This window comes from Pseudoruegeria sp. SHC-113, assembly GCF_025376885.1.
Lineage (GTDB): Bacteria > Pseudomonadota > Alphaproteobacteria > Rhodobacterales > Rhodobacteraceae > Pseudoruegeria.
This window is the reverse complement of sequence record NZ_JAHUBR010000001.1, coordinates 445,091-458,131: the sequence shown is the minus strand read 5'-3', so window position 1 is coordinate 458,131 and position 13,041 is coordinate 445,091. Positions and strand designations below refer to the sequence as shown.

The following is a 13,041-nucleotide window of genomic DNA, read 5'->3' as shown; positions in this document are numbered from 1 at the left end:
TTGGGAGGCAAAGATGTATCTGGGATTGGATCTCGGCACGTCCGGGCTGCGCGCGCTGCTCGTGGACGCTGGCGGAGCGATCATTGGCGCAGCCGAGCGCGCCTGCACCGTGCAGCACCCGCACTCGGGCTGGAGCGAGCAGGATCCGGCGGAATGGATTGCCGCCTGCGAAGGCGCTTTGGGCGAGCTGAAAGCGCGCCACCCGGCAGAGCTTTCGGCGCTCAAGGGCATCGGGCTTTCGGGCCATATGCACGGCGCGGTGCTGCTGGATGCCAATGGCGGCGTGCTGCGCTCCTGTATCCTGTGGAACGACACCCGCTCTGCCGTGGAAGCCGCCGAGCTGGACGCCACACCGGGCTTTCGGGAGATCTCCGGCAACATCGTCTTTCCCGGCTTCACCGCGCCCAAGCTGTCGTGGCTTGCCAAGCACGAGCCCGAGACCTTCGCCAAGGTCGCCAAGGTGCTGCTGCCGAAGGATTACCTGCGGCTCTGGCTCACCGGCGAGATCGCGGGGGATATGTCGGATTGTGCGGGCACGAGCTGGCTCGATGTCGGCGCGCGGGATTGGTCGGCGGAGCTTCTGGAAAAATCCGGCATGCGCCGCGATCAGATGCCCGATCTTGTGGAAGGCAGCGAGGTGGCCGGGATGCTGCGCCCCGCGCTGACCTCGGAGTGGGGCATCAGCGGGCCCTGCGTCGTGGTGGGCGGCGGCGGCGACAACGCCGTGGCGGCCTGCGGCGTGGGCTGCTTCACGGAAGGTGACGGTTTCGTCTCGCTTGGCACCTCCGGCGTGGTGCTGGCCGCCAAGGGCAGCTTCGCGCCGGATCCGGCAAGTGCTGTCCATACCTTCTGCCACGCCATCCCCGGCACGTGGTACCAGATGGGCGTGATCCTTGCCGCCACGGACTGTATGAACTGGCTCTCGGGCAACCTCGGCAAGAGCCCGGCGGAGCTTTCCGGCCTTCTCGGCAACCAGATCGCCGGCCCCGGCGCGGTGCGCTTCCTGCCCTATCTCTCCGGCGAGCGCACCCCCCACAACGACAGCCGCATCCGCGGCGCTTTTACCGGGCTTGAAATTGCCACCGATCACGCCGCGCTGACGCAGGCGGTGATGGAGGGCGTGGGCTTTGCCCTGCGCGACAATTATGAGGCGCTGAAAGGCACCGGCACCGATCTTTCGCGCGTGCTGGCCATCGGCGGCGGCTCCCGCAGCCGCTACTGGGTGGAGCTGATCGCAACGCTTCTGCACATCCCCGTCGATCTGCCCGAGGCGGGCGATTTCGGCGCGGCGCTGGGCGCGGCCCGGCTGGCCATGGTGGGCCACACAGGCGCCGCCCCGGCCGATATCATGACCCGGCCCCAAGTGGCCGAAACCATCGAACCGCGTGCCGATCTGGCCGAGGCCTATGAGACGGCCTTCGCCCAGTATCGCGCGCTTTACCCTGCACTGAAGGCATTGAACCCATGAGCACCGGATTTTTCCCCGTCGACAAGATCGCCTACGAAGGCCCCGAAAGCACCAACCCGCTGGCCTTCCGCCACTACAACCCGGATGAGGTTGTCATGGGCAAGCGCCTTGAGGATCACCTGCGCTTCGCCATCGCCTATTGGCACAGCTTCGCCTGGCCCGGTGGCGACCCGTTCGGCGGCCAGACCTTTGACCGCCCGTGGTTCGGTGACGAAATGGCGAAAGCCAAGCTGAAAGCCGATGTGGCGTTTGAGATGTTCACCGCGCTGGGTGCCCCCTACTACTGCTTCCACGACGCCGACGTGCGCCCGGAGATGGGCAATTTCGCCGACAACACCAAGGCCCTGAACGAGATCGTGGACGTCTTCGCCAAGAAGCAGGAAGAGACGGGCATGAAGCTCCTCTGGGGCACCGCGAACCTCTTCACCCACCGCCGCTTCATGGCCGGGGCCTCCACCAACCCGGACCCAGAGGTCTTTGCCTTCTCCGCCGCCACCATCAAGACCTGCATGGACGCCACCCAGCGCCTTGGCGGGGAGAACTACGTGCTCTGGGGCGGGCGCGAAGGCTATGAAACCCTGCTCAACACAGATCTTGCGCAGGAAGACGCGCAGATGGGCCGGATGCTGAACATGGTGGTGGAGTACAAGCACAAGATCGGCTTCAAGGGCGACATCCTCGTAGAGCCCAAGCCGCAGGAGCCCTCCAAGCACCAGTATGATTACGACGTGGCCACCGTCTACGGCTTCCTCAAGCGCCACGGGCTGGAAAACGAAGTGAAGATGAACATCGAGCAGGGCCACGCGATCCTCGCCGGGCACAGTTTCGAGCATGAAATCGCCACGGCGGCGGCTCTGGGCATCTTCGGCTCCATCGACATGAACCGCAATGATTACCAATCCGGCTGGGACACCGACCAGTTCCCCAACAACGTGCCGGAAGTGGCGATGGCCTATTACCACATCCTGAAAGCCGGGGGCTTTGGCAACGGCGGCACCAACTTCGATGCCAAGCTGCGCCGCCAGTCGCTCGACGCCGAAGATCTGCTGATGGCCCATGTGGGCGGGATGGACGTCTGCGCCCGTGGCCTGAAAGCCGCCGCCGCCGTGATCGAAGACGGCACCTATGACGCTTTCGTGGCCGACCGCTACGCAGGCTGGAAAGGCGATCAGGGGCAGAAGATCCTCTCGGGCGGCTATACGCTGGAAGAGATGGCCGATTACGTGGCAACCTCGGGCGTGAACCCCGAGCCGCGTTCGGGCAAGCAGGAATACCTCGAAAACCTCTGGAACCGCTTCGTCTGAAGCGGCTCCGCCAACAGCAGGGCACAGGACGATGAGCAGGCTTCAGGCGATTGATCTGCCCGGTGGCGGGCAGATGCAGCGGGTTGTTCTGGAAGAGGGCGCGCAGGAAGTCTGCCTGCTCTCGCTCGGCGTCGCCCTGCAGGATTGGCGCATCGCCCATGGTGGTGTCGATCAGCCCGTGGTGCTGGGGCTGGATGATCCGCTCGATTATCTGGCCAACAGCCGCTATCTGGGCGTGATCGTGGGGCGCGTGGCCAACCGCATCGGCGGCGCGCGCTTCACGCTGGACGGGCAGGCCTACTCCCTGCCCGCCAACGAAGGCGCGAACATGCTGCACGGCGGGGCGGGCGGCCTCAGCCAGCGCAACATGGCCGTGGAGCTTGATACCGCGGCCAATGCCGCGCGCTTCACCTATCGCTCGCCCGATGGCGAAGAGGGCTTTCCCGGCGTGGCCGATTTTGCCATCACCGTTGCGCTCAAGGGTGGGCGGCTGCGCTACGAGATGCGCGCCACGGTGGATCGCCCGACGCCGATCTGCCTCGCCCAGCACGCCTATTACAACCTGATGGGCGAAGGGCCGATCTGGGATCACCAGCTGTATCTGGACGGTGGCGAGTGGACGCCCGTGGCCCAAGATCTGATCCCCACCGGAGAGGTCGCGCCCCTGCCTGCGCATATGGATTATCGCCAGCCCACCGTGATGCGCGCACGCGATCCCGAGCTGAAGGGGATGGACGGCAACATCCTGCTGCGCGCGGGCCGTGACCCGGCGCAACCCGCCGCACGGCTCACCGCGCCCAACGGGCTGTCGCTTGCGCTCATCACCGATCAGCCCGCGATCCAGACCTATACGGCGTCTGCTCTTGGCGACATCCACGGCGGCCTTGATGGCCGCAGCTATCACCCCTTCGGCGGGCTCTGCCTTGAACCGCAGCACAGCCCGGATTCGGTGAACAAGTCGCAATTTCCGTCGATCATCGCAACACCCGACCAGCCCTATCTGCAAGTTCTGGAGCTGGAGCTTACTGCAGGAGCCACCCCCGCATGATCCGCGCCGCACGCTTTGCCGCCGCCGCGGCCTTCCTCGCGCTGCCCGCCGCCGCGCAGCCCCTGCTGCCCGAGGGCGCCTTCACTCCGCGCGATCCGGCGGCGGTGGAGCTGGGCTGGCTGCTGTTTTACGATCCGGTGCTGTCGGGCAATCAGGAGGTCGCCTGCGGCACCTGCCACCACCCGAAATTCGGCACCGGCGATGGCGTGTCGCTCGCCATCGGCGATGGCGGCATCGGGCTTGGCCCGGAGCGAAAGGTTGATCCCGACAACCCGCCCGAAGAGCGCATCCCCCGCAACGCGCCGGCGCTGTTCAACCTTGGCGCAGCCGAGTTCACCGTGATGTTCCACGATGGCCGCCTTGAGGCCGACCCGAACAAGCCCGGCGGCATCCGCACGCCGCTCGGGGCAGAGATGGTCGCCGGTTTCCAGAGCGTGCTTTCAGCGCAGGCGATGTTCCCGGTGCTGTCGGCTGATGAGATGGCCGGGCATTACTCCGAGAATCCGATCTCCCAGGCGGTGCGGCTGGGGCAACTGACCCATGAGGGCGGGGCTTGGGCGCAGATTGCCGAACGCGTGGCGGCGATCCCTGAATATCGCAAACGCTTCGACGCCCTGCTGGGCGAAGGCGCGCCTGTGGGCTTTACCGACATCGCCAACGTCGTGGCCGATTTCATCGCCGAGGAATGGCGCGCGGACAATTCCGCCTTCGATCAGCACCTGCGCGGCGAAGCCCCGCTGACCGGCGACGCGCTGGCCGGGATGGAGCTGTTTTATGGCGAAGCAGGCTGTGCCGACTGCCACGCGGGCCGCTTCCAGACGGACCACAGCTTCCACGCCATCGCCATGCCCCAGTTCGGCCCCGGCAAAGCGGCACGGTTCGAGGATCACCACCGCGACATGGGCCGCATGCGCGTGACGGGCCGCGAGGAGGATGCCTACCGTTTCCGCACGCCCTCCTTGCGCAACGTAACCCACACCGCCCCCTACGGCCACACCGGCGCCTATGCCGCGCTGGAAGATGTGGTCCGCCACCATCTGGATCCGGAAGGCTGGCTGATGAGCTACGACATCGCGCTGGCCGATCTGCCCGCGCTGCCCGAAGGCCATGACCCCGGCATCGACAGCTGGGTGTTGGACCGCCCGGAAGAGGTGCAGGCCATCGCGCTGGCCAGCGATCTGCCCGCGCGCGAATTGAGCGATGCGCAGGTGGCGCAGATCCTCGCCTTCCTCGCCGCGCTGGAGGATCCGCAGGCCATCAAGGGGCGGCTCGGCGTACCGAAAAAAGTGCCAAGCGGGCTGCCCGTGCCGAAATAGGGGCGGAAAGGCAGCCGTCCGCGAACCAAAGGGAGTGACACGCGATGCCGGATACCTTTGATCTGAAACCAGAATTCCTCGTGACGGACGAGGCGGCCCTGCGCAGCGGCTTCGCGCCAACCCACGAGATTGCGGTGAAGAAGTGCATCGATCACATCGATCCCCACGCACGCGCCTTCATCGAACGCGCGCCGTTTCTCTGCATCGGGACACAATCGGCGGCTGGCACGGCGGATGTCAGCCCGCGCGGCGATCCGCGCGGCTTTGTGCGGATCCTTGATCCCCACACCCTGCTGATCCCCGACCGCCCGGGCAACAACCGGCTCGACACGCTCTCCAACATTCTGGGCAATCCCGCCGTGGGGCTGCTGTTTCTCATCCCCGGCTATGAGGACACCCTGCGCGTGAACGGCGAGGCCCTGTTGACGCGCGACCCGGATCTGCTGGCCCCGCTTTCGGTGAACGGGCGCGCACCGACGCTTGGTATCGTCGTGCGGGTGCGGGAGGTGTTTTTGCATTGCGCCAAGGCGCTGCGGCGCTCACGGCTCTGGGATCCGGAGGAGCGGCAGGACCGCAGCGCCCTGCCCTCGCTGATGACCATCATCCACGATCAGACGAACAGCGCACCGGCCACCAAGGCCGATATGGACGCGCTGGATCGCAAGCTGGAAGAAGCCTACCGGACCTCGATGTATTGAAGGCCTCGCGGCGGGCAGCGCTCGCACCCCGCCCAGCCGATCTGCCGGCTTGCGAAACCCGTGCCCCGCGGCTCTAATCGCCAAGGCAGAGAACGGGGTTTCGGCATGGCACGACAAAACGGATTCACCGCAAAGAAGGGCCAGATCCTGTTTCAACCGGGGCAGGCCTGCCCGGGGTTCGTGATCCTGACCGAAGGCATGATCCGGGTCACACTGACCGGCGCGAGCGGGCGGCAGGTGGTGCTCTACCGGGTGCGCCCCGGCGAGGTCTGCCTGCAGACGTTTTCCTGCCTGATCAACGATGAACCCTATGGCGCGGAAGGCGTGGCTGAAACCGATCTCGCCGGTGAGCTTGTGCCCGCAGGGGCGTTCCGCGAAAAATTCGCCGGGGACGCGGGCTTCCGCGAGCAGGTTCTCGTATCGATCTCGACCCGCTTCACGGAGTATCAGCAACTGATCGAGGACGTCGCGCTCACCCATTTCGACTCCCGCCTCGCCAAGGCGCTCTTGCGGCTGGCGTCGAACGACGGGGTGGTGGCAGCCACCCACAACGATCTGGCCACCGAAACGGCCTCGGGCCGGGCCTATGTCTCGCGCCGGCTGGCGGCTTTTGCCGAGGAAGGGTGGGTGCTGCAACGCGAGAAGGGCATCGCCATCCTCAGCCGGACAGCGTTGGAACAGATTGCCGCAGGCCTGCGGTGACAGAGTCACCGTCAAAGCGACAGCACGCAGACTAGATCAGGGCATCACACCCTGTTCGGAAGGAAAGAACGATGTCCAAGAATGAAGGCACCCTCGACCGCGCCCTGCGCGTGATCCTCGGCCTCGCCCTGCTGTCGCTGGTGTTCGTCGGCCCGCAGACTCTTTGGGGCCTGATCGGCCTGATCCCACTGGCCACCGGCCTCGTGGGCGTCTGCCCGATCTACTCGGTGCTGGGAATAAAGACCTGCCCCGTCAAGCCGAACTAAGGCGCGCGGACTGCGCGCCGCCTCAGCCTGCGTTCTGGGATTCGATGTAGGCGCGCAGTTCCTCGGCCTCGCGGCGGGCGTCGCGCAGGCCTTCCATGGCGGCGGACAGCTCGGCCTCCAGCTGCACCTGCGCGTTGGTCATCTCGGCCTCGCGCTGTTGCAGGTAGATGATCGCCTCGTCGCGGGTTTCCTCGGCCTCGTGCAGCGACTGGGCCATCTTGTCCAACTCACCCATGTCGGCCTGGCTCACGCGGGTGAAGCGATGCACCAGCCAGTTGGCGAACCAGCCCAGCGCGAAGGCCACGAAAAGGATGAGCGCCGTTGCGGCGATGAATTCAGTTCTGTTCATTGGTGGTGTCCCCGTCCGCCGTCTCTGCGCCCTCTTGCGGGGCGTCGCCTGTCTCTGTGGTGCCGTCAGCGCCGGCACCCTCCGGCCCATCACCGGAGCCCTCATCGCCTGAGCCTTCATCGCCCGACCCCTCGTCGCCGGAGCCTTCGTCGCCTGAGCCTTCGTCGCCTGAGCCTTCGTCGCCTGAGCCTTCGCCAGCGGCATCGGAAGCGTTGCCAGCCCCCGCGTCCACCGGTGTTTCGCCCTCTGCAGCCTCGGCACCTTCCGCGCCCGCCTCGCCCTCTGCAGGCGCCTCGGGCACGACGAGCGTGATCTCGATCCTGCGGTTGGCCTCGCGGCCCTCCTCGGTGTCGTTATCCTCGATCGGAACGGCCTCGCCATAGCCCTTGGCCGTGATGTTGGATGTCAGCACCCGCCGCGCCATCAGGGCGTTCAGCACCGAATCCGCGCGAGACTGGCTGAGGTTCAGGTTCATCTCCTCGCGGCCCTGACTGTCCGTGTGGCCCGCGATTTCCAGCTGCATTTCGACCTCGGCACAGGCCTTCAGGATCTCGGCGAGCTTGTCCACCGTCGACAGCGCCCCGGCTTCGATGTCTGTCGAGCCCGGCGAGAAGGTGATCTTCGTCTCGCCCAGCGCTGTGTTCAGATCGGCTACGCATTCCTCGGGCGTTGGCAGGGCGGCGACAGGATCGAGCTTCTTCTCGTAGGTGACGTCGATGTTGAACGTATCCGCCCCATCGAGCCGCGACGTCAGGATACGCGCGATATTGGCGCGGGCGTCGGGATCGCCGCTGACACCGGCAATCGTCAAGGTGTCTTCCTCGATGCGCAGCGTACCGTGGTTCAGTTCCTCGAATGCCGAAAGCCCCGCGAGAACACGCAGCGACCAGCCCGGCGGCAGGCCTTCTTCCTGCAGCCGCGCGGCGGCATAGACGCTGGACGCGCCAAAGGCGGCGCGGGCAAAGCTTTCCACCGCCTCGCGGTCCAGCTCCGTGGCGAGCTTGCCGCGCAGTTGCACCAGCCCTTCCGGGCTGCGCGTGGCGGTGAATTCCGGCGCGGCCGGCGCGCCCTCGGCGGCTTCCGCCGTTTCGGCCACAGGCAGTTCAGCGGCAAGCGAGAAGACATCCGGCAGATCCGCCTCAAGCTCGCCCATTGCCTTGTCGAACGCCGCGCGGGGCGTGCCTGCCAGCGCCACGAAAGAGACATCGGCGTCGGTGAACGTCAACGTGCCGCCGCCCAGCTTCTGGACCGCCGCAATCCCGATGGTGGCCGCACGCGCCCAGCTTGTGGTCGGCACGCCAAGCCCGATGGTACAGGTGGCATTGGCGGCGTCTGGTGCCGCTCCAAGGATGCGGGCCATGCTCTCTTCGCTGTCGGCAGAGCAATCGTCAAAGCGCGCGCCGGTTTCGTCCATGACGAAGCGCAGCGTGAAAGGGGTGAGCACCGGGCGGGGCGCGGTGAGGGTGATCTCCACCTCCAGCCCGGTGGGCATCGCGTCCCGCAGGCGTTCTTCGAGCCTAGCCTTCTCTTCGGCGCTGCCGGTGATGCCGGTGACGATCACGCGCTCGCTCGTCATCGAGATTTTAGAGCGCGGCAGCAGCTTCAGCGCATCCAGCGCGAAATCCAGCGCCGGACGCCAGCCACGCGGCACCGGGTAACTCGCGCTGTCGAGCAGATCCGTCACCACAGCGCCGCCCCCGGCATTGGAGACCGCCGAGAGTATTTCCGTCCGGGCCGCGCGCGCCGGGACGAGCCCGACAAGCGTGATCCCGTTGTCATTGCGCAGGAACTCGATGGTAAAGGTCGGCGCGTCGATCTGCGCGGCCTCGGCGACCGCCAGCCCGTTGTTGACCCGCGTGTGATCCACCACGGAGCCCACGACAGACAGCGCCCGGAAGCGCGTGGCCTCGGTGGGCGCGGTGCCGGTGAGGTTCACGATCAGCCCGTCGACGGCCACCTCGACCCAATCAAACCCCTGCAGCGACAGCGCACGGGTAACGTCGAGCTCGGTCCGGTCCTCGATCACATTGACGGCGGAGGCCGCGGCGAGGAAGCACAGGCCGCCGGCGAGGGTAAAGGCCGCACCGGTGGCAAGAGCGGATTTCAGGCGCATGCGTGGTTTGCGTCCTTGTTCTTGATGTTGCACCCGGTTTTAGGGGCAGGGCGTGGCCGGATCAATCAAAGGAACAGGGCGACGGCGAAAAACAGCGCAACCAGCAGGCCGGCGTCGCGGTTGGAGCGGAAGAGCTTCAGGCAGGTCTCGGGCGAGTCGATCTTCAGGCCGCGCAATTGCCAGGCCATGTGCCAGCCGAAAGCCCAGACGCCGCCAAGGGCCACAACAAGCACAAGCGGGTTGCCCAGAGGCGCAGTGGCCCCAATCACCGCCAGCGCCAGCAGCAGCACCGCCGCCACGAGGAAGCCAAAAAGCCAGCGCGGGGAGTTTTCGCCAAACAGCCGCGCGGTGGATTTCACCCCGATCAGCGCGTCGTCCTCGGTGTCCTGATGGGCGTAGATCGTGTCGTAGAACAATGTCCAGGCGATGCCCGCGCCGTAAAGCACCAGCGCGGGCCAGGCCAAGGTGCCATCATGCGCCGCCCAAGCCAACAAAGCGCCCCAGTTGAAGGCAAGCCCCAGAAACACCTGCGGCCACCACGTGAAGCGCTTGGCAAAGGGGTAGATCGCCACCAGCGCCAGCGAGCCAACACCCAGCGCGATGGCCAGCGGCGGGAAGCTGAGCAGGATCGCAAAGGCCAGAAGCGCCTGCGCCCCCATCCAGATCACCGCCCCGCGCACCGAGACCTGCCCCGAGGGGATCGGCCGGGAGCGCGTGCGCGCCACCTGCGCGTCGAACTCGCGGTCGGTGATGTCGTTCCACGTACAGCCCGCGCCCCGCATCAGCCAGGCGCCCAGCGCACAGCCCAGCATCAGCCAGCCGTCCCATTGGGTGAAACCGCCCGTCGCCAGAGCCGCCAGCAGCACCGCCCACCAGCAGGGCAAAAGCAAGAGCCATGTGCCGATCGGCCGGTCCGCCCGCGACAGCCGAAGATAGGGGCGGGTCGCCGCCGGCGCGAGGCGATCCACCCAATTGCCCTTGACGGCATCGGCCACCTGCCCTTTGGATTGCGGTGTTTCAGAAGATTGGGTCATGCAAGGGGCGTCCATGTCGGCGGCGAAGATCAGGCTTTATGTAGACGCAGCGCTGGCCGAGGGGCAAACGGTTCCTTTGTCGCGCGATCAGGCGCATTACCTCTTTGGTGTCATGCGGCTGGGCGTCGGCGATGCAGTGCTGCTGTTCAACGGGCGCGACGGCGAATTTCGCGCCGAGGTGGCCGAGGCCGGCAAACGCGGCGGGCTGTTGGCTTGCGCGGAGCAGACGAAGCCTTTGCAACTCCCCCCCGATCTCTGGCTGCTCTTTGCTCCGATCAAGAAGGCCCGCACCGATTTCATCGTGGAGAAAGCTGCCGAGATGGGCGCGGCGCGCATCCTCCCGGTGCAGACCGACTTCACCAACTCCGAACGCATCCGGCAGGACCGGCTGCAGGCCCATGCGGTGGAGGCCGCCGAGCAATGCGGCGGCACCTTCGTGCCCGAGGTCTGCGACCTGCAGAAGCTCGACACGCTGCTCGCCAGCTGGCCCGCAGACCGCGCCCTGATCTTCTGCAACGAATCCCTCGTCGGCGCGCGCGCCGCGCTTGAAGCCAGTGGCACCCAATCCAAGGCCGCGATCCTGATCGGGCCGGAAGGTGGCTTTTCCCTAAAAGAAAGGGAAAATCTTAAAAGCCTCCCCTTCGTGACACAAATTAGCCTAGGTCCACGCATACTCAGAGCAGACACCGCCGCAGTGGCGGCTCTGACCATCTGGCAAAGTGTTTTCGGTGATTGGTAATGTCTTTTGTGCGAAAAGAAGTGAAATCTGCAATCTGGCGCTGGCGTGAGTTCCTGATCGGCTGGCTGTTTGCCGCCGTAGGCGTCATCCTCATTTTCCGCGGCCTCGGCTTTGTGCCGACGCTCGGCATCATCCTTGGCATCACCGGCGCCCTGCTGGCCTATGCCGGCGTGCAGCGCGCGCGCTTCCGCCTTGGGGAAGGCGGGCCCGGCGTGGTGCATGTCAACGAAGGCCGCATCGCCTATTACGGCCCCTTCTCCGGCGGCGCTGTCTCGGTGGACGGCCTGTCGAAAGTGGAGCTGGACCCGGTGCCCGACCCGGCCCCGCATTGGGTGCTGCGCGGCATTGAATCGCCGCCGCTGTTCATCCCGGCCAATGCCGAAGGGGTGGACGCGCTCTTTGATGTCTTCTCCTCGATCAAGAACTTCCCGACCGAGCAGATGCTGCGCTACCTGACGCAGCCCCCGGCTCACCCTGTCGTGATCTGGCAAAAAGAGCAGCGCATGCTGCATTGACTTCGCTGGCTTTTGCTTTCACCTGTGGGCTTCCTGCAGGTGAAAGTGGAGCGTTTCGCGATGTCTATCCCCCAGTCCGGCGGCGGGCCGATCGAGAGCCGCGATCAGCTGGCGCAATATCTCGCGGATGGCTGCAAACCGAAATCCGATTGGCGCATCGGCACCGAGCACGAGAAATTCGGCTACTGCAAAGACAGCCTGAAACCGCTCCCCTACGAAGGCGAACGCTCGATCCTCGCGGTGCTGGAAGGCCTGCGCGATCAGCACGGCTGGGCCCCTGTCACCGAAGGCGGCAAGCTGATTGGTCTTGAAAAAGGCGGCGCCAACGTGAGCCTTGAGCCCGGCGGCGCGCTGGAGCTTTCGGGCGCTCCGCTGGAAACCATCCACGAAACCTGCGACGAGGTGAACGCCCACCTGCGCGATGTGAAGGCGATCTCCGACAAGATCGGGGTGGGCTTCATCGGGCTCGGTGCCGCGCCGATCTGGCAGCACGAAGACATGCCGCTGATGCCCAAAGGCCGCTACAAGCTGATGGACGCCTATATGGGCCGCGTCGGCGAGATGGGCCGGGTGATGATGCGCCGCACCTGCACCGTGCAGGTGAACCTCGATTTCGCCTCGGAAGCCGACATGGTGCAGAAGATGCGGGTGGCCATCGCGCTGCAGCCGATGGCCACGGCGCTTTTTGCGAATTCACCTTTCTTCGAGGGCAAGGTCAACGGCCACAAGAGCTGGCGCAGCTACGTCTGGCGCAACATGGACGCCGCGCGCACCGGCATGGTGCCGTTTGTGTTCGACGACGGCTTCGGCTTTGAGCGCTGGGTCGACTACGCCCTCGATGTGCCGATGTATTTCGTCTACCGCGACGGCAAATACATCGACGCGCTCGGCATGTCCTTCCGTGATTTCCTTGCCGGCAAACTCCCCGCGCTGCCCGGCGAAGTGCCCACGCTGTCGGATTGGGCCGACCACCTGACAACCGCCTTCCCCGAAGCGCGGGTGAAGAAATTCATCGAGATGCGCGGGGCCGACGGCGGCCCCTGGCGCAGACTCTGCGCGCTGCCAGCGTTCTGGGTCGGGCTGACCTACGATCAGGGCGCGCTGGATGCGGCCTGGGATCTGGTGAAAGGCCTTGATGCAGACACCCGCGAAGGCTTGCGCGTCGCGGCGTCTGTGGACGGGCTGCAAGGCGAAGCGGGCGGCGTAAAGCTGCACGATCTGGCACGCGAAGCGGTGGCCATCGCCGAAGCCGGCCTGAAATCCCGCGCGCGCCCCGGCGCAGGCGGTCTGATCCCCGATGAAACCCATTTCCTGAACGCGCTGAAAGAAAGCGTCGACAGCGGCCAGACACCGGCCGACGAGTTGCTCGCGCGCTACAACGGCGATTGGAACGGCGAACTGACCCGCATCTACGGCGATTACAGCTACTGAGATAAAAAGGGGGCTCTGCCCCCGCCGCCTTCGGCGACTCCCCCGAGATATTTAGGGA

The 13,041-nt window shown here is 65.9% G+C and carries 13 protein-coding genes; 10 read left to right on the top strand and 3 right to left on the bottom strand.

Going from position 1 to position 13,041, the window contains the following annotated elements:
- The first annotated feature begins 13 nt into the window (after nucleotides 1–13).
- The 7 genes from xylB to KVX96_RS02165 all read left to right on the top strand — a co-directional run bounded on the left by xylB (nucleotide 14) and on the right by KVX96_RS02165 (nucleotide 6,802).
- Nucleotides 14–1,468 (top strand): xylulokinase, encoded by a 1,455-nt coding sequence (gene xylB / locus KVX96_RS02195; protein WP_261192571.1) that lies wholly within the window; start codon nucleotides 14–16, stop codon nucleotides 1,466–1,468.
- The gene (gene xylA, locus KVX96_RS02190; RefSeq protein WP_261192570.1) at nucleotides 1,465–2,772 is read left to right on the top strand and encodes a xylose isomerase; all 1,308 of its coding nucleotides are present in this window, start codon (nucleotides 1,465–1,467) and stop codon (nucleotides 2,770–2,772) included. Before xylB ends, xylA begins: the two co-directional genes overlap by 4 nt.
- 31 nt (nucleotides 2,773–2,803) lie before the next feature.
- Nucleotides 2,804–3,820 (top strand): aldose epimerase family protein, encoded by a 1,017-nt coding sequence (locus KVX96_RS02185; RefSeq protein WP_261192569.1) that lies wholly within the window; start codon nucleotides 2,804–2,806, stop codon nucleotides 3,818–3,820.
- Entirely contained in the window at nucleotides 3,817–5,136 is a 1,320-nt protein-coding gene (locus KVX96_RS02180; protein WP_261192568.1) for a cytochrome-c peroxidase, read from the top strand. Before KVX96_RS02185 ends, KVX96_RS02180 begins: the two co-directional genes overlap by 4 nt.
- A 44-nt stretch (nucleotides 5,137–5,180) precedes the next feature.
- Nucleotides 5,181–5,834, top strand: coding sequence for a pyridoxamine 5'-phosphate oxidase family protein (locus KVX96_RS02175; RefSeq protein WP_261192567.1), 654 nt, complete (start codon nucleotides 5,181–5,183; stop codon nucleotides 5,832–5,834).
- A 105-nt stretch (nucleotides 5,835–5,939) separates the two neighbouring features.
- The gene (locus KVX96_RS02170; protein WP_261192566.1) at nucleotides 5,940–6,536 is read left to right on the top strand and encodes a Crp/Fnr family transcriptional regulator; all 597 of its coding nucleotides are present in this window, start codon (nucleotides 5,940–5,942) and stop codon (nucleotides 6,534–6,536) included.
- Nucleotides 6,537–6,607: 71 nt separating this feature from the next.
- On the top strand, nucleotides 6,608–6,802 hold the full coding sequence (locus KVX96_RS02165) for a DUF2892 domain-containing protein (RefSeq protein WP_261192565.1): 195 nt from the start codon (nucleotides 6,608–6,610) through the stop codon (nucleotides 6,800–6,802).
- Between the two features lie 22 nt (nucleotides 6,803–6,824).
- Here the strand turns inward: KVX96_RS02165 and KVX96_RS02160 are convergent, their stop codons facing one another.
- From KVX96_RS02160 to ubiA, 3 genes are all read right to left on the bottom strand, one after another.
- Nucleotides 6,825–7,151 (bottom strand): hypothetical protein, encoded by a 327-nt coding sequence (locus tag KVX96_RS02160; protein WP_261192564.1) that lies wholly within the window; start codon nucleotides 7,149–7,151, stop codon nucleotides 6,825–6,827.
- Nucleotides 7,138–9,264 carry an OmpA family protein gene (locus KVX96_RS02155; RefSeq protein ID WP_261192563.1) on the bottom strand — a complete coding sequence of 709 codons (2,127 nt, stop codon included), beginning with the start codon at nucleotides 9,262–9,264 and terminating at the stop codon, nucleotides 7,138–7,140. Before KVX96_RS02155 ends, KVX96_RS02160 begins: the two co-directional genes overlap by 14 nt.
- Nucleotides 9,265–9,329: 65 nt before the next feature.
- Nucleotides 9,330–10,298, bottom strand: coding sequence for a 4-hydroxybenzoate octaprenyltransferase (gene ubiA / locus KVX96_RS02150; protein WP_261192562.1), 969 nt, complete (start codon nucleotides 10,296–10,298; stop codon nucleotides 9,330–9,332).
- A 13-nt stretch (nucleotides 10,299–10,311) separates the two neighbouring features.
- Between ubiA and KVX96_RS02145 the strand changes: the two genes are divergently transcribed.
- From KVX96_RS02145 to KVX96_RS02135, 3 genes are read left to right on the top strand one after another with little or no spacing between them, the layout of a single operon-like run.
- Nucleotides 10,312–11,037 (top strand): 16S rRNA (uracil(1498)-N(3))-methyltransferase, encoded by a 726-nt coding sequence (locus KVX96_RS02145; protein ID WP_261195363.1) that lies wholly within the window; start codon nucleotides 10,312–10,314, stop codon nucleotides 11,035–11,037.
- Between the two features lie 20 nt (nucleotides 11,038–11,057).
- Nucleotides 11,058–11,552 (top strand): hypothetical protein, encoded by a 495-nt coding sequence (locus KVX96_RS02140; protein WP_261192561.1) that lies wholly within the window; start codon nucleotides 11,058–11,060, stop codon nucleotides 11,550–11,552.
- 60 nt (nucleotides 11,553–11,612) lie between these two features.
- Nucleotides 11,613–12,983, top strand: a complete 1,371-nt coding sequence (locus KVX96_RS02135) for a glutamate--cysteine ligase (RefSeq protein WP_261192560.1) — start codon at nucleotides 11,613–11,615, stop codon at nucleotides 12,981–12,983.
- Nucleotides 12,984–13,041 lie beyond the last annotated feature (58 nt).

Bases quoted from the DNA above. Each gene is read 5' to 3' on its own strand.
- xylB (WP_261192571.1), top strand. From the start codon at position 14: ATGTATCTGGGATTGGATCTCGGCACGTCCGGGCTGCGCGCGCTGCTC.
- KVX96_RS02145 (WP_261195363.1), top strand. From the start codon at position 10,312: ATGTCGGCGGCGAAGATCAGGCTTTATGTAGACGCAGCGCTGGCCGAG.
- KVX96_RS02155 (WP_261192563.1), bottom strand. From the start codon at position 9,264: ATGCGCCTGAAATCCGCTCTTGCCACCGGTGCGGCCTTTACCCTCGCC.
- KVX96_RS02165 (WP_261192565.1), top strand. From the start codon at position 6,608: ATGTCCAAGAATGAAGGCACCCTCGACCGCGCCCTGCGCGTGATCCTC.
- xylA (WP_261192570.1), top strand. From the start codon at position 1,465: ATGAGCACCGGATTTTTCCCCGTCGACAAGATCGCCTACGAAGGCCCC.
- KVX96_RS02185 (WP_261192569.1), top strand. From the start codon at position 2,804: ATGAGCAGGCTTCAGGCGATTGATCTGCCCGGTGGCGGGCAGATGCAG.
- KVX96_RS02160 (WP_261192564.1), bottom strand. From the start codon at position 7,151: ATGAACAGAACTGAATTCATCGCCGCAACGGCGCTCATCCTTTTCGTG.
- KVX96_RS02175 (WP_261192567.1), top strand. From the start codon at position 5,181: ATGCCGGATACCTTTGATCTGAAACCAGAATTCCTCGTGACGGACGAG.
- ubiA (WP_261192562.1), bottom strand. From the start codon at position 10,298: ATGACCCAATCTTCTGAAACACCGCAATCCAAAGGGCAGGTGGCCGAT.
- KVX96_RS02135 (WP_261192560.1), top strand. From the start codon at position 11,613: ATGTCTATCCCCCAGTCCGGCGGCGGGCCGATCGAGAGCCGCGATCAG.
- KVX96_RS02180 (WP_261192568.1), top strand. From the start codon at position 3,817: ATGATCCGCGCCGCACGCTTTGCCGCCGCCGCGGCCTTCCTCGCGCTG.
- KVX96_RS02170 (WP_261192566.1), top strand. From the start codon at position 5,940: ATGGCACGACAAAACGGATTCACCGCAAAGAAGGGCCAGATCCTGTTT.